Annotated in this window: 26 protein-coding genes; all 26 read right to left on the reverse strand. The window is 39.9% G+C overall.

Annotated features, from left to right (window positions below; genetic code table 11):
* Nucleotides 1-137: 137 nt before the first annotated feature.
* Nucleotides 138-971, reverse strand: a complete 834-nt coding sequence (truA, locus tag AC6EIZ_RS06675) for a tRNA pseudouridine(38-40) synthase TruA (protein ID WP_498509862.1) — start codon at nucleotides 969-971, stop codon at nucleotides 138-140.
* Between the two features lie 51 nt (nucleotides 972-1,022).
* Nucleotides 1,023-1,373 carry a 50S ribosomal protein L17 gene (gene rplQ, locus AC6EIZ_RS06680; RefSeq protein ID WP_158467287.1) on the reverse strand — a complete coding sequence of 117 codons (351 nt, stop codon included), beginning with the start codon at nucleotides 1,371-1,373 and terminating at the stop codon, nucleotides 1,023-1,025.
* Between the two features lie 39 nt (nucleotides 1,374-1,412).
* Nucleotides 1,413-2,351 (reverse strand): DNA-directed RNA polymerase subunit alpha, encoded by a 939-nt coding sequence (locus AC6EIZ_RS06685; RefSeq protein ID WP_498509864.1) that lies wholly within the window; start codon nucleotides 2,349-2,351, stop codon nucleotides 1,413-1,415.
* A 51-nt stretch (nucleotides 2,352-2,402) separates the two neighbouring features.
* The gene (gene rpsK / locus AC6EIZ_RS06690) at nucleotides 2,403-2,795 is read right to left on the reverse strand and encodes a 30S ribosomal protein S11 (RefSeq protein ID WP_498509866.1); all 393 of its coding nucleotides are present in this window, start codon (nucleotides 2,793-2,795) and stop codon (nucleotides 2,403-2,405) included.
* Nucleotides 2,796-2,859: 64 nt separating this feature from the next.
* Nucleotides 2,860-3,225 (reverse strand): 30S ribosomal protein S13, encoded by a 366-nt coding sequence (rpsM, locus tag AC6EIZ_RS06695; RefSeq protein WP_498509868.1) that lies wholly within the window; start codon nucleotides 3,223-3,225, stop codon nucleotides 2,860-2,862.
* Between the two features lie 104 nt (nucleotides 3,226-3,329).
* Nucleotides 3,330-3,446, reverse strand: a complete 117-nt coding sequence (rpmJ, locus tag AC6EIZ_RS06700; protein ID WP_011295453.1) for a 50S ribosomal protein L36 — start codon at nucleotides 3,444-3,446, stop codon at nucleotides 3,330-3,332.
* A 41-nt stretch (nucleotides 3,447-3,487) separates the two neighbouring features.
* The gene (locus AC6EIZ_RS06705; RefSeq protein ID WP_498509870.1) at nucleotides 3,488-4,039 is read right to left on the reverse strand and encodes an adenylate kinase; all 552 of its coding nucleotides are present in this window, start codon (nucleotides 4,037-4,039) and stop codon (nucleotides 3,488-3,490) included.
* A 21-nt stretch (nucleotides 4,040-4,060) separates the two neighbouring features.
* A complete protein-coding gene (gene secY / locus AC6EIZ_RS06710; RefSeq protein WP_498509872.1) occupies nucleotides 4,061-5,380 on the reverse strand; it encodes a preprotein translocase subunit SecY in 1,320 nt (439 codons plus the stop codon).
* Between the two features lie 58 nt (nucleotides 5,381-5,438).
* Nucleotides 5,439-5,891 (reverse strand): 50S ribosomal protein L15, encoded by a 453-nt coding sequence (rplO, locus tag AC6EIZ_RS06715; RefSeq protein WP_498509874.1) that lies wholly within the window; start codon nucleotides 5,889-5,891, stop codon nucleotides 5,439-5,441.
* A gap of 5 nt (nucleotides 5,892-5,896) precedes the next feature.
* Nucleotides 5,897-6,523, reverse strand: coding sequence for a 30S ribosomal protein S5 (rpsE, locus tag AC6EIZ_RS06720; protein WP_498509876.1), 627 nt, complete (start codon nucleotides 6,521-6,523; stop codon nucleotides 5,897-5,899).
* Nucleotides 6,524-6,537: 14 nt separating this feature from the next.
* Complete coding sequence (gene rplR, locus AC6EIZ_RS06725; RefSeq protein ID WP_498509878.1) at nucleotides 6,538-6,906, reverse strand: 50S ribosomal protein L18; 369 nt, start codon at nucleotides 6,904-6,906, stop codon at nucleotides 6,538-6,540.
* A gap of 34 nt (nucleotides 6,907-6,940) precedes the next feature.
* Nucleotides 6,941-7,480, reverse strand: coding sequence for a 50S ribosomal protein L6 (gene rplF / locus AC6EIZ_RS06730; RefSeq protein ID WP_498509880.1), 540 nt, complete (start codon nucleotides 7,478-7,480; stop codon nucleotides 6,941-6,943).
* 17 nt (nucleotides 7,481-7,497) lie between these two features.
* Nucleotides 7,498-7,899, reverse strand: coding sequence for a 30S ribosomal protein S8 (gene rpsH / locus AC6EIZ_RS06735; RefSeq protein WP_498509881.1), 402 nt, complete (start codon nucleotides 7,897-7,899; stop codon nucleotides 7,498-7,500).
* Between the two features lie 19 nt (nucleotides 7,900-7,918).
* Nucleotides 7,919-8,458, reverse strand: a complete 540-nt coding sequence (gene rplE, locus AC6EIZ_RS06740; protein ID WP_498509883.1) for a 50S ribosomal protein L5 — start codon at nucleotides 8,456-8,458, stop codon at nucleotides 7,919-7,921.
* Between the two features lie 92 nt (nucleotides 8,459-8,550).
* Nucleotides 8,551-8,862, reverse strand: coding sequence for a 50S ribosomal protein L24 (gene rplX / locus AC6EIZ_RS06745; protein ID WP_498513213.1), 312 nt, complete (start codon nucleotides 8,860-8,862; stop codon nucleotides 8,551-8,553).
* Between the two features lie 47 nt (nucleotides 8,863-8,909).
* Nucleotides 8,910-9,275 (reverse strand): 50S ribosomal protein L14, encoded by a 366-nt coding sequence (rplN, locus tag AC6EIZ_RS06750; RefSeq protein WP_011295463.1) that lies wholly within the window; start codon nucleotides 9,273-9,275, stop codon nucleotides 8,910-8,912.
* Nucleotides 9,272-9,538, reverse strand: coding sequence for a 30S ribosomal protein S17 (gene rpsQ, locus AC6EIZ_RS06755; protein WP_498513215.1), 267 nt, complete (start codon nucleotides 9,536-9,538; stop codon nucleotides 9,272-9,274). Before rpsQ ends, rplN begins: the two co-directional genes overlap by 4 nt.
* A 10-nt stretch (nucleotides 9,539-9,548) precedes the next feature.
* Nucleotides 9,549-9,761 (reverse strand): 50S ribosomal protein L29, encoded by a 213-nt coding sequence (gene rpmC / locus AC6EIZ_RS06760; RefSeq protein ID WP_498509885.1) that lies wholly within the window; start codon nucleotides 9,759-9,761, stop codon nucleotides 9,549-9,551.
* A 2-nt stretch (nucleotides 9,762-9,763) separates the two neighbouring features.
* Nucleotides 9,764-10,243, reverse strand: coding sequence for a 50S ribosomal protein L16 (gene rplP, locus AC6EIZ_RS06765; RefSeq protein WP_498509887.1), 480 nt, complete (start codon nucleotides 10,241-10,243; stop codon nucleotides 9,764-9,766).
* A gap of 12 nt (nucleotides 10,244-10,255) precedes the next feature.
* The gene (gene rpsC / locus AC6EIZ_RS06770) at nucleotides 10,256-10,990 is read right to left on the reverse strand and encodes a 30S ribosomal protein S3 (RefSeq protein WP_498509889.1); all 735 of its coding nucleotides are present in this window, start codon (nucleotides 10,988-10,990) and stop codon (nucleotides 10,256-10,258) included.
* A complete protein-coding gene (gene rplV, locus AC6EIZ_RS06775) occupies nucleotides 10,990-11,376 on the reverse strand; it encodes a 50S ribosomal protein L22 (protein WP_498509891.1) in 387 nt (128 codons plus the stop codon). The genes rpsC and rplV overlap by 1 nt, the downstream gene beginning before the upstream one ends.
* A 2-nt stretch (nucleotides 11,377-11,378) precedes the next feature.
* A complete protein-coding gene (gene rpsS, locus AC6EIZ_RS06780; RefSeq protein WP_269608978.1) occupies nucleotides 11,379-11,654 on the reverse strand; it encodes a 30S ribosomal protein S19 in 276 nt (91 codons plus the stop codon).
* 35 nt (nucleotides 11,655-11,689) lie between these two features.
* Nucleotides 11,690-12,553: a 50S ribosomal protein L2 gene (rplB, locus tag AC6EIZ_RS06785; RefSeq protein WP_498509893.1), complete on the reverse strand. Its 864-nt coding sequence runs from the start codon at nucleotides 12,551-12,553 to the stop codon at nucleotides 11,690-11,692.
* Nucleotides 12,554-12,557: 4 nt separating this feature from the next.
* Nucleotides 12,558-12,869, reverse strand: a complete 312-nt coding sequence (locus AC6EIZ_RS06790; protein WP_498509895.1) for a 50S ribosomal protein L23 — start codon at nucleotides 12,867-12,869, stop codon at nucleotides 12,558-12,560.
* On the reverse strand, nucleotides 12,862-13,497 hold the full coding sequence (gene rplD / locus AC6EIZ_RS06795; RefSeq protein WP_498509897.1) for a 50S ribosomal protein L4: 636 nt from the start codon (nucleotides 13,495-13,497) through the stop codon (nucleotides 12,862-12,864). Before rplD ends, AC6EIZ_RS06790 begins: the two co-directional genes overlap by 8 nt.
* A complete protein-coding gene (gene rplC, locus AC6EIZ_RS06800; protein ID WP_498509899.1) occupies nucleotides 13,497-14,153 on the reverse strand; it encodes a 50S ribosomal protein L3 in 657 nt (218 codons plus the stop codon). Before rplC ends, rplD begins: the two co-directional genes overlap by 1 nt.
* Between the last annotated feature and the right edge of the window lie 26 nt (nucleotides 14,154-14,179).

Consider the following 14,179-nt stretch of genomic DNA (forward strand, 5'->3'; position numbering starts at 1 on the left):
AAGTTATCAAGTCAAATAATTGATCTGATTCTTCAGAAAAACAATTCTACACTTTCATGGCTAAAAACAGGCCTTTTTGTTGGCATAAAAATTAAATTACTGATTTAACAAAATTCCAATTTTTTATTTACTAATAATTAATATCTTGAATCTTTTGAAGAATCATATATTGGGAGAGAGAAATGAGGAAAGGTGTCAAAACTTTTTTCTTTTGAAAAGATTTTGTTCTCATAACCAACTCGAATCAAACACAAACCATGAGGTGGAGCAGCCTCCTTAACCTCAGAGCGCAAACCTCTTCTCCACCTGTATTTAAATTTTTCAAAAGAAAGTCGTTTTTCTCCTACAGCAACTAATTGTCCCATCAAGAGTCTGACCATTCCATATAGAAAGCCACTCGCTTGTATTTCAACCGATACTATGTCCCCATCACGACAAACAGAAACATCTTGCACTGTGGTAAATGAATTAGCCCTATTACTTCCTGCTTTTTGAAACGCTGAAAAATCATGTAAACCTAATAAATCATTCAATGCATGATTCATGAGATTTTCATCTAATCTAAATCTATATTTAAACCAACTGAAATTTTGAAGAAAAAGATTTGGAGAGGATCCGTTGAAGATAGTGTATCTATACCTTCTATATTTTGCTGAATAGCAGGCGTGCCAATCATCAGGCACGCTTGCTGCTTCAAGAACTTTTATTGATGATGGAAGCCTTCCATTCAGTGCTGACGGCCATTTATGAATAGGGATTGGACCAGCAGAATCAAAATGAACAACTTGTCCAGAAGCATGAACACCTGAATCTGTTCTGCCTGCAGCTATTACTTTGACTGGTCTTATGGGATCAAGTTCTTCAACTTTCTTTTCTATGGTTCCTTGAACAGTTACTGAATCTTTTTGATTTTGCCAACCTCTGAAACCTGAACCATTGTATTGAATAACAAGAGCTATTCTATTAGTCAAATTAGTGAACAAATAAGAAAAATCTTAATTAATCTTGAAAAGAATTATGCTCTATACAAGCTCAACGATAGCCATTTCAGAATTATCACCCCTCCTTGGAGTTGTTCTTACAATTCTTGTGTACCCACCTTGACGATCACCATAACGCTCTTGAGCCTTCTCAAAAAGTGCATGAACCAATTGCTTATCGTATACATAACCAATAGCCCTTCTTCTTGAAGAAAGACTTCCATCTTTTGCCAAGGTAATCATTCTTTCAGTTTCATCTCTCAAAGCTTTTGCTCTTGCTTTAGTTGTTGTAACTCTACCTTCACGAATTAGTTGAGTTGTTAATCCTCTTAGCAGTGCCTTCCTTTGATCAGCAGGACGACTCAATTGTGGAATTCGACGTTGATGGCGCATTTGCTTAGCTTTTAAACGTAGTAGTAATAAAACTGAAAGTCATGCAGAAGTTCTACTTTGCGGAATAGAAATTCCAATTCTCTCTAGAGCTTCAATAACTTCATCAGCAGATTTAGAACCGAAGTTCTTAATTTCCAACAAATCCTCATAACTGAAACCCATCAAATCTGAAACAGAGTTAACTTGGGCACGTTTTAGGCAGTTGTAAGCTCGTACAGATAAGTTTAACTCTTCGAGGGGTATTTGAGCCTCAGCAGCAGGTTCTGGCTCTTCAGGTATCTCTTCTACCATTGATACAGTTGCAAGAGGCTGGAAAAGTTCGATTAATTGATTTGCAGCTTCTGCCAATGCATCGTCAGGGGAAGTCGATCCATCAGTAACTAGCTCCATTTTCAATCTTTCTCTACTAGAACCTCCCTCAGCCACAGCAGTTTCATCAATAGTAAAATTGACTCTATTTATTGGCATAAAGACAGCATCAATTTGAAGCAAATCAATGGCGCTTGTTTCTTCATTTCTTCTGTCAACGGGTCGATATCCAACACCTCTTTCTACATGTAATTCCAGCTCAAGGTTGTGACCCTCATGTACTGTCGCTATTGGACGGTCACCATCAACAACTTCAACTTGAGAAGAAAACTGAATATCCCTTGCTTTAACTTCAGCTGGGCCAGTGACAACAATTCTTCCTATTTCAAGTTCTTGACTGCGACTATCAACTGAAATTTGCTTGCAATTCAAAAGAATGTCTAATACGTCCTCTCTTACGCCAGGGATGGTTGCATATTCATGATTTACGCCTGCAATTCTTACGGCAGTAACTGCGCTGCCTTCGAGTCCGCCCATTAATACTCTGCGTAAAGAATTACCCAAAGTTGTTGCCTGGCCTCTTTCAAGAGGTCCAATTAGGAAGACGCCTGTTTGGGAACGATCATTAGAAACTTGATGATCGATCCTTTCAATCTGGTATTGCAACACGGTCTAATGCGATGTGGAAAAATAAGAAAAGTTCACTTAAGTGAATAGAATTTAAACGCGTCTGCGTTTAGGCCTCCTACAACCGTTATGAGGGAGAGGAGTTACATCTCTGATTAAAGTAATTTCAAGACCGGCTACTTGCAATGCTCGTATTGCGGTTTCCCGACCTGAGCCTGGACCTCTAACAAGAACTTCTATTTGACGCATTCCCTGCTCTAAAGCCCTTCGAGCTGCAGCTTCAGCAGCGGTTTGAGCAGCGAAAGGAGTACCTTTTCGAGCTCCTTTAAATCCGCTTGCTCCTGCTGATGACCAGGAAATGACTTCACCAGAAGTGTCAGTAATTGAGACAATGGTGTTATTGAAGGTGCTTTGAATATGCACAACTCCATTTGGAACGTTGCGCTTTGACTTCTTAGAACCGGATTTCTTTGAGGTTGTAGCCATTTGGCTGTGCCTTATTTAAAAAAGATTTAGTAAATTAACAAGTATTAACAGGATATTAAAGAAATTATTTCTTTCTTCCTGCAACAGTTTTCCTGGCTCCTCTACGAGTACGAGCATTAGTTCTGGTTCGCTGTCCACGCACAGGAAGACTCATTCTGTGTCTTCGTCCACGAACACATCCTATGTCTTGAAGCCGTTTCAGCGCCATTCCTTCTTGACGCCTCAGATCTCCTTCAAGTGTGAATTCTTCAGTAACAGCTCTAAGCTTCTGAACATCACTATCTTCTAAATCCTTGACGCGAATATCAGGATTAACTCCTGATTTCTCAAGGATTATCTGGGCTCTAGTTAAGCCGATGCCATAGATGTATGTAAGAGCAACTTCTACCCGCTTTTCGCGCGGTATGTCGATGCCTGAAATCCGTGCCACTTAGGAATAAAGTCGAGGAGGACAATTAAAATCATCATAATTTAATGATGACCTTTATTTAGAAGCAAACGAAAATAAAGTCAGCTTCAATGAGAAGTCAGGAATCAGCCCTGACGCTGTTTGTTTCGAGGCCTTTTCTTGTTGATGACATAGATTCGGCCTCTTCGCCTCACGATCTGATCGTCAGGACTAATTTTTTTGACTGAGGATCTAACCTTCATTGGGCGAGACTCTCCTATTTCCAAACTATAACTTTACTACATCATCTGCCTAAAGCTTTCTCAATAGATGAAAAAACAACATCAATGTCAGCATTACCTTCTATCTCTTCAAGAATTCCTTGGTTCTTATACAAATTAATAAGAGGTGCAGTTTTTTCTCTATAAATTTGAAGTCTATTAACTATGACTTGTTCATTATCATCCTGTCTTCCTCTCTCTAAAAGTCTTTTAATTAAATAATCGTCGGCAATTTTGATTGATATCACGCCTTCGATAGGTTGATTAATTTTTTCTAAAAGAATTTTTAAAGAATTGGCTTGATTGATATTTCGAGGGAAACCATCAAGTAACCAACCATCCTCAATATTTTGCAATCTTCCCTCAACAATTGATAAAACTAATTCATCGCTTACTAATTCTCCTTTATTCATAATCTCGGCAGCTTTATGACCTAAAACAGACCCAGATGAGACCTCATCTCTAAGCAAATCTCCGGTTGAAAGATGGCTTAATCCGTACTTATTGCAAAAAAGATTTGCTTGGGTGCCTTTACCTGCGCCAGGTGGACCAAGGAATAATAGTTTCTTCTTCATTTTGAAATCATACTAAAGATTTTATTGACGGACTAATCCCTCGTATCTTTGAGATATCACATAAGTCTGAACCTGCTTAGATGTATCTATTGCAACTCCTACCAAAATCAATAATGAAGTAGCCCCAAGCCCTTGAAAAGTTTGAACATTAGTTGCTCTCTCAACTGCAGCAGGGACAATAGCTACGGAGCCAAGAAATAATCCACCAAGTAAAGTTAGACGATTTTGAACACCTGAAAGATAAGTAGAAGTAGGACTTCCTGGCCTTACCCCTGGAATTGCGACACCACCTTTTTTTAAATTAGATGCAATATCTATTGGATTAATTGTTAAAGAAGCATAAAAATAAGCAAATCCCAAAATCAATGCAAAAAAAGTTATTGCATATGGCCATGGATTAGATGAACCTGGATTAAGTGAACTAGCAGCCTTAATAAGTATGGGGTTTTGAGTAAAATTTGCAATTGTTATTGGGAGAAAAATCAATGCGGAGGCAAAAATTATGGGCATAACACCACCTGCATTTAACTTAAGAGGAAGATAACTTTGTCTGCTTGGCAAAAGCCCAGTTCCTCCCATTTGACTTTTTGCACTTACGATTGGAATTCTCCTAGCACCTTCTTGAACAAAAATAATACCTACTATAGTAATTAAAAACACTATCAAGAGAATTATTATTCCAAGAACATCTGCTCGATCACCAGTCTGAGCTTTCTCAATAGTCGAGCTAAGTGCCTTAGGCAAAGTTGCAACAATATTCAAGAAAATAACTAAAGAAGCACCTTGACCTATACCTTTTTCAGTAATGATCTCACTGAGCCACATAACTATCATTGATCCAGTAACTAATGCCAGAGATGTTTGAATAACAAATTCAGTTTCACCAAGGCCTTCTACTGAATATTGTCTAAGAATCAGAGCAAAAACTGTACTTTGAACTAACCCCCAACCTAAGGCGACATATCTTGTGATTTGAGCAATCTTCCTTCTGCCTGCCTCCCCCTCATTTTTCTGAAGGTCTTCTAATTGAGGCAAAGAGGCAGTAAGCAACTGTATGATTATTGATGCATTTATGAATGGCAGAATACCTAATGCAAAAATACCCAAAGTTGAAATACCACCACCTGTAAAAATATCAAGAAATCCAATCAGTTGTCCGCCTTGATCAATAAAGGTTTTAAAAGCCTCCCTATCTATCCCAGGCATAGGAATATAAATTCCTAATCGAACAATTAATAATAAACCCAAGGTAGTAAAAACTCTTCCCCTAAGTTCCTCGTTGCTGAAAAGCTGGCTAATTACTTCAGCTGCACTGGGATTACGACCACGACTAATTAACATTGAATTATGAAAATTTATTTAATTCTAATGTACAAAACTAAATTTCTAATGAGAAAAATTAGTTGTATAACTCACATGTCCCTCCAGCATCTTCAATTTTCTTTTTGGCAGATGTTGTAAACGCTGCAGCTTGAACAGTCAATTTCACTTCTAATTTGCCGTTACCAAGAATCTTTAGAGGATTTTTTGGCTTTGTCAAAATACCTTCCTTTACCAAGGAATCTAGATTAACAATAGTTCCAGCTTTCAATTCATTCAAACTGGAAACGTTGAGAACAGTAAAATTTTTCTGATTAACTATTGGGAAATGTTTTAACTTTGGTACTCGCCTATATAAAGGCATCTGACCACCCTCAAAACCTGGACGAGTTGGCCTTCCTGATCGGGACTTTTGCCCGCGCATACCAAACCCACAACTAGCTCCTTGGCCAGCAGCTATCCCTCGACCTTTCCGCATTTTTTTACGTCTAGATCCTGTATTGGGTTGAAGGGATTCCAATTTAATAGTCATGATTTTTAAGAATAAATCTGATCAAGTGAAATACCGCGCTCTTTTGCTGTGGCTTTATGAGTGCGTAGCTCACTTAATGCAACCATTGCAGCGCGAGCGTTATTAAGAGGTGTCTTACTACCTAATCTCTTGGCAAGTACATTCTTGATTCCAGCCAACTCTAAAACAGTACGAATTGAACCCCCTGCAATTACACCTGTACCAGGCGCTGCAGGACGTATCAATACACTTGCCGCTCCATTTCTTCCATTGGAAAGAGTTGGAATAGAGTTATTTTTTGTTAAAGGAACACGTACTAAATGCTTTTTCCCATCAGCAACACCTTTACGAACAGCTCCAATAACATCTCCTGCTTTCCCTACTCCAACACCAACTTGACCTTTTTCATTTCCTACAACAACAATAGCCCTAAAGCTCATTTTCTTTCCCCCTTTAACTGTTTTGGAGACCCTTCTAATTTGTACAACGCGCTCTTGCCATTCAGAATCTCTTTCTTGACCTCTTCTATCTCTCCTTCCTCCTCGCTTTTCGCCCCTATTGCGACGGTTTTCCTGCCTGCCATCTGCGGCAGGAGGGGCACCTGATGTTCCAGAGTTTTTTTTATTTTGGGACTGGTTTTTAGAATCTGTCATTATTAAAGCAATGATTAAAAGTTCAACCCTGCCACTCTGGCAGCTTCGGCTAGAGCTTTAACCCTGCCATGATAGATGTTCCCACCCCTATCAAAGATAACTTGTTTGATGCCTTTTGATAAAGCTTTTTTTGCAACAAGCTCTCCTACTGCTGTCGAAGCATCGCAGCTTCCAGCATTAGCTGTTAGAGAAGCTTTTAAGTCTTTATCCAAAGTTGATGCAGCACATATAGTGTTTTGAGCATCATCATCTATTATCTGAGCATAGATGTGGTTATTAGAACGAAAAACAGCAAGCCTTGGTCGAGCCTCTGTTCCGCTTAAGTTTCTTCTCAAGCGTTTATGTCGTTTTTGGGTTTGTTGTTTTCTAGAAAGTTTTGACATGGCTTAAAAAATTTAAAAAGACTACTAAGCAAAATTAAGTTTTGCCAGACTTACCAGCTTTTCTAATAATTTGTTCTCCTTCGTATTTAATTCCTTTGCCTTTGTAAGGTTCTGGAGGTCTAATTGCTCTTATTTTTGCAGCTTCATTGCCAACTACTTCTTTATCAGGTCCAGTTACAATCACATTTGTATTATTTTCAACTTTAAAAGTTATACCTTCTGGAGGAACGACCTCAACAGGATGACTATAACCAGCACTAACAACAAGAGTTTTTCCCTTTACTTGGGCTCTTGAACCAACACCAACAATCTCAAGTTTTTTTGTAAAGCCATTGCTCACCCCCTCAACCATATTTGCGACAAGAGATCTGCAGAGTCCATGCATTTCCCTAGACTGTCGCTTTTCATTTATGGGTTTAACAATAATTGTGTTGTCATTCTTACTGAGGCTTACTCCATCAGGAAGAGTTCGTTGCAGTTCCCCTTTTGGACCTTTTACAGTGATGGAAAGTCCTTCGAGTTTTACATCTACCTTTTCAGGAAGGGAGATTGGTTTTTTTCCAGTACGAGACATAATAAATACCTAATCAATCAACATACGTAGCAGAGGACTTCTCCTCCAACTCCTTGCTTGCGAGCATCACGATCACTCATGACTCCCCTAGAGGTAGAAATTATTGCAACTCCAAGGCCTCCTAAAACTTTTGGTAATCCTCGAGTATTTTTATAAATCCTCAATCCTGGTTTACTCACTCGCTGCATTGAACGAATAATGGGTGAGCGATGCTTACCAGTATATTTCAATCCAAGAATGAGATGCTTTCGAAAGCCTTCTCCTTCTTCATTGATTTCTGCGATAAAACCCTCACGCTGAAGAACCTTAGCGATACTAAGAGACATTCTTGAAGCAGGGACTCTAGTTTTTTCATGACGCTTTTCACTTGCATTTCTTATACGAGTGAGCATGTCTGAAATTGGATCGTGGTTGGCCATAGTATTTAGCTAATCAAACTCATTTTTTACGGAAGGGCATTCCCATTTCACTAAGAAGAGCCTTACCTTGTTCATCAGAGGAGGCACTGGTCACGATTGTGATATCCATGCCTCTAATGGTGTCGACTTTGTCAAAAGTGATCTCAGGGAAAATAAGTTGCTCTTTGACTCCAATGGTGTAATTTCCTCGGCCATCAAAGCTTTTTGGACTCACACCACGAAAGTCTCTGATTCTTGGAAGTGCCAAATTAATGAACCTTTCCAAAAATGCGTACATACGATCGCCTCTAAGTGTGACTGAACAACCTATGGGCATTCCTTGTCTGATCTTAAAGGTAGCAATTGCTTTCTTGGCTCTTGTAACAAGAGCTTTTTGCCCAGAGATTGTTGCCATCTCAGCTAGAGAAGCTTCTAAAGCTTTTGAATTCGATGCAGCTTCACCAAGACCTCTGTTTAAAGTGACTTTCTGCACCTTAGGAACTTGATGAACATTTTTTAAACCAAGATCTTTTAAAAGCTTTGGTCTAATTGTCTCTCGATAGCGGGTTTTTAGTGACATGGCTGAAAAAAAGTTGATTCTGGTCTTGGTCAGAATTCAATTAGGAAAGAAAGTCTGCTTTAGTTAATTCAGACAAAGGAAAAGTGAATTAATTAATCAATTAATTCTCCTGTCTTCTTTAATCGTCGTTTCTTTGATCCATCTTTATCTACAAAAATCTCAACCTTACTAGCAACTTTTTCCTTAGTTGAGTAGATCATTACATTTGAGGCATGTAAAGAAGTTTCTTTAGTCTCTATTCGACCAGTTTCTCCTTCCTGAGATGGTTTTACATGCTTTGTTCTTTGATTAATTCCTTGAACTACAACTCTATTTTCATAGGGAAGTGTTTGAAGGACTTCACCAGTTTTACCCTTGTCCTTTCCAGAAATAATTTGAACTGTATCCCCTTTACGGATTTTCATTTTGATCCGATCAGAAGAAGCTTTGTTTTTGTTAATTGCTGGCATGATTAAATAACCTCCGGAGCCAAGGAGACAATTTTAGTGAAATTGCGCTCTCTTAATTCTCGTGCTACGGGACCAAATACCCTAGTTCCTCTTGGGTTTTGGTCATCATTTATAAGAACTGCAGCGTTGTCATCAAAGCGAATTGAATTCCCAGTCTCTCTACGCATTGTTGCTCTAGTACGAACAACAACAGCTTTCACTACATCTGATTTTTTGACTCCCATATTCGGCATAGCATCTTTAACAGAAGCAACTATCACATCGCCTACGTGGGCATAACGACGATTGGATCCCAAGACCCTTATACATTGCAAACGCTTAGCACCACTATTATCTGCAACGGTTAGGAACGTTTCTTGCTGAATCATTTTGCAGCCTCCTTAGATTTCATACCCTGAACGAGAACATCTGTAACCATCCATCGTTTATGAGCGCTCATAGGAGGAGACTCTTTAATACGAACTCTGTCTCCGACTTTGCAATGGTTTTCTGCATCATGAGCTTTGTATCTAGTCGTACGACTAATAATTTTCTGGTAGATAGGATGTGGAAATCTATTTTCCACAGCCACAACTACTGTTTTTTGCATTTTGTCACTGACGACAGTGCCGACCATTTCCTTAAGTGCCATAACTAAAAAATCAAGATGATGTGTTTGAGCGGCTTCGCTCATTAGAAACCGTTAAAATTTGAGCCAATTCAATTCGTGCCTCTTTGAAACGGTGAGTTTTAGCTAGCTGTCTAGTAGCTTGCTTGAAACGAAGATCAAAAAGTTCTTTACGAAGATTTCCAATCTTTTCTGATATCTCGGAATCAGAGAAATTCCTTATATCTTTCATGGTTGTTTTACTCATAGTTATGACTCCGAATTATCTGCCGTAACTTGCGTTTTAGCAGGTTTATAATTTCCCTTATTGAGATCTTCCTCTAGGGAAATAAATTTTGTTTTTACTGGCAACTTGTATTGAGCAAGACGCATTGCCTCTTTTGCAATCTCCTCTGTAATTTCTTCGCCACCCATTTCAAACAAGATTCGACCAGGCTTGACAACTGCAACCCAGAATTCAGGGTTACCTTTACCAGATCCCATTCTTGTCTCAGCAGGCCTCATCGTTACAGGCTTATCAGGGAAAATACGAATCCAAATTTGTCCTCCCCTTTTTACATAACGAGTCATGGCACGTCGACTTGCCTCGATTTGTCTTGAGGTTACCCAACCACAATCTTGAGCTTGCAATGCAAACTGACCAAAGGCGATTTTGTTGCCTCTAGTAGCAACGCCGCGCATACGGCCTCTCTGTTGTTTGCGAAATTTGGTTCTTTTGGGACTAAGCATGATTAAAACTCCTTATTTAGCTTCATTGGAACGATCCTCAAATTGTTGAGGTCTTCGATTACCCCTATTGCGTCTAGGAGAAGAACCAACAGGTAATGGCTGTTCTTCTTTAGGAAGAACTTCACCTTTGAAAACCCATACCTTGATTCCTAAAACGCCATAGGTTGTAGTGGCTACTTTGGTTGCATAATCAATTTCTGCTCTCAAAGTGTGGAGAGGAACTCTTCCTTCTCGTGTCCATTCAGAACGTGCGATTTCAGCGCCATTCAACCTTCCGCCTACTTGTATTTTTAGACCTAAGACACCAGCTCTTTGTGCTCTTTGGACAGCCATTCGAATAGTTCGTCTAAAGGCAACACGCTTTTCTAGTTGCTGCGCAATATATTCGGCAAGAAGATAAGCATCTGCATCAACTTTTTCTACTTCAACAACATTGATACGTACTTGTCTATTTCTATCACCGATTGTTTTTTGAATACCAGATCTGAGTTCTTCAATACCACTACCTTGCCTGCCAACTATTACTCCTGGCCGAGCAGTTTTTAATTCAACCTCAAGTTGATCTGCTTTTCGAGCAATCAAGACATCACTTATGCCTGCTGCTCCATACTTTTTCTTGATGAAAGTACGGATCCGATCATCTTCTTGGAGTAGTAAAGGATAAGTTTTACTTGGTGCGTACCATTTAGAACGATGCTCTTGAGTGATACCGAGCCTAATTCCAGTGGGGTGAATTTTATGTCCCATCAGTCAGAGTCCTCAGAATTGGTTGATTGAATGGCCGAAACAGCAATGCTGATGTGGCATGTCTGCTTTTTAATTGCAAATGCTCTGCCCTGAGCTCTAGGTCTATAGCGTTTCATTGGTGGGCCCATATCAGCTGTAGCAGTGCTAATTACCAAGGAAGAAGGTTCAAGACCAAGATTATTTTCTGCATTCGCAACAGCTGATCGCAATACTTTTGTTATTGGCTCAGTTGATCGATAAGGCATGAATTCAAGCATGATCAAAGCATCCCTGTAAGTTCTTCCTCTTATTTGATCAAGAACTCGTCGTACTTTTGAAGCAGATCCGCGAATATAACGCCCATAGGCTTGGGCTGTCGTTTTGGTAGATGAAGTTGAAGTAGTCATGATTAGCGTGCTCCTTTTTTATCTCTGATGTGACCTCTATAGGTTCGAGTTGGTGCAAACTCTCCTAACTTGTGTCCAACCATTTGCTCAGTTATGAAAACAGGTATGTGACTCTTTCCATTGTGAACAGCAATTGTATGGCCAATCATCATTGGCAGAATTGTTGAGGCTCTAGACCATGTTTTGATAACAGCTTTATCGTCATTAGAGTTTTGCTTCTCGATTTTACGAAGCAAACTGTCTGAAATAAATGGCCCTTTTTTTAGTGAACGTCCCATAACTGTTTAAAAGAATTGGTAAAGAAAGATAGAAATCATGAATCGCGACCTCCTCTACTCCGTTTAGATACCTTGCGTCGTTTTCGAAGAACGTACTTGTTGCTGGGCTTATTTTTCTTCCTGGTTTTCAAACCAAGAGCAGCTTTACCCCAAGGGGTCACAGGACCAGCACGTCCAACAGGTGCCTTTCCTTCTCCCCCTCCATGAGGGTGATCACATGGATTCATGACACTTCCTCTGACTTGAGGTCGTCTTCCAAGCCATCTTCTTCTTCCAGCTTTTCCAAGGCTTGTATTTCTAATCTCAGAATTACCAACCTCTCCAAGGGTGGCATAGCATTCCTTTCTGACTAAACGAACCTCAGTTGAAGGTAATTTCAACGCAACATAATCTCCTTCTTTAGCCATGACTTGAGCGCTAGCTCCAGCTGTACGAACCATCTGTCCGCCTCTACCTGGATAAAGTTCAACACAATGAACGCTTGAACCTAAAGGCATTGAAGAAAGTGGTAAAGCATTACCAGTTTCAATTGGTGCATCTGGACCTGAAATAACTTCTTGTCCAACTTTTATGTCCGCAGGTGCAAGTATGTATCTCTTTTCACCGTCAGAGTAAAAGAGTAGCGCAAGCCTTGCATTCCGATGTGGGTCATAATGTATTGCCGCAACTTTGGCCGAAACACCATGCTTATTTCGACGAAAATCAACAATTCTATATAGCCTTTTATGCCCTCCTCCTCTATGACGACAAGTAATTACCCCTCTGTTATTACGCCCTTTCTTGCGATGCTTGGATACGACAAGTGAGCGCTCAGGTTTGTTGGATGTAACTTCACTAAAGTCAGTTACTACTCTTGTACGAGTACCAGGTGTGTAAGGTTTGAAACTTCTTATTGCCATTGTTTTAATCCTCCTCTGATTCTGGGAATAACTGTATTGAGTTGCCTTCTGCTAGGCGAACCACAGCCTTCTTCACCTGAGGTCTCTTTCCAGAAAACCTACCAACTCTTCTGCTTTTTCTTGGGGGATTCATAGTACTAATACCAAGAACCTTGACATCAAACATCTTTTCCACAGCAGCTTTTATGTCAGGCTTAGCTGCTCTTGGATCGACTTCAAAAGTGTACTGATTTAGATCTAAAGCTTTTGTGGCCTTCTCAGTTATCAAAGGACGCTTAATCACATCAGTAAGTCGTTCATCAAAAAATTTAGTCATTACCGTAGACCTCCTTAATGGTTGATAATGCGTCTTCGCCTATTACCAAAGAATTGGCATTGAGAAGGTCAAACACATTTAGTTGATCAGCAGAGATAAGCTTTATCTTTTCTAAGTTTCTAATTGAGCGCTTTACAATTTCTGATGGCTTATTGAGAATAATAAGAATTTTCCCATCAGCATTAATTCCTACTCGCTTAAGTAGAGAAAGAATTTCGCTTGTTTTAGGAACTTCTAGCTTTGAACCGAAGTCTTTAATTATTTTTGAGTCTGAAATCCTACTCATTAGAGCAGTCCGAAGAGCAAGTCTTCTTTCCTTCCTATTCATTTCCAAGTTATATTTGCGAGGCTTAGGACCAAATATAATTCCACCTCCTGGTCGCAGAGGAGTCCTAATTGAGCCTTGCCTTGCTCTACCAGTACCCTTTTGCTTATAGGGTTTTCGTCCGCCTCCTCGAACCTCAGACCTAGTCAAAGTGCTTGCAGTCCCTTGGCGACTGTGAGCCTGTTGACGCAAAACAGCACGGTGTAATAAATCTGCTGCGGAAGATTCCTTGGCGGTTTTCAAATCAATTGATGATTCTCCAGCCTCCTTACCTTGCCAATCAAGAACAGTACAGTTAGTCATCATTTACCTCCTTGCTGGGTAGAGACGCCAACTCTTTTGGCAGGTCTTATGTTTAAAAGAGATCCAGGCTTCCCTGGCACAGATCCTTTTACTACTAATAAATTGTGATTTGTATCAATCTTTAAAATTTCAAGGCCTCTAGTAGTGACTTTTTTGCCGCCCATACGACCAGCCATCCTTTTTCCAGGATAAACACGACCAGGAGTTGTTCCCGCTCCTGTCGAACCAGGCAATCGATGATTCTTTGAGCCGTGACTCATAGGGCCTCGGCTAAAACCATGTCGCTTTTGATAACCGGCAAATCCTCTACCCATTGTGTCGCCACTAACATCAACTTTTTGACCTTTTTCGAAATCATCAACAGTTATTGCAGCACCAAGCTGAAATTCACCAGAATTTTCTACTCGGTACTCTCGAAGATGACGCAAAAGGTGATCTCCTGATTTTGCAAGATGACCTTTTGAAGGCTTGTTGATAAGTTTTTCACGAATTAATTGAAAGCCAATTTGTACAGCGGCGTAGCCATCCGTATCAGCAGATTTCAATTGAGTGATTCGACAGGGACCCGCTTCGATCAAAGTGACTGGAACGGCTCTGCCTTGGTCATCGAAGAGTTGGGACATACCCAACTTCTTACCTAAGATTCCTAAAGACATGAGTTAAATAAACACCAGCTAAAAGG

It is taken from the genome of Prochlorococcus sp. G4PB16 (assembly GCF_059772465.1).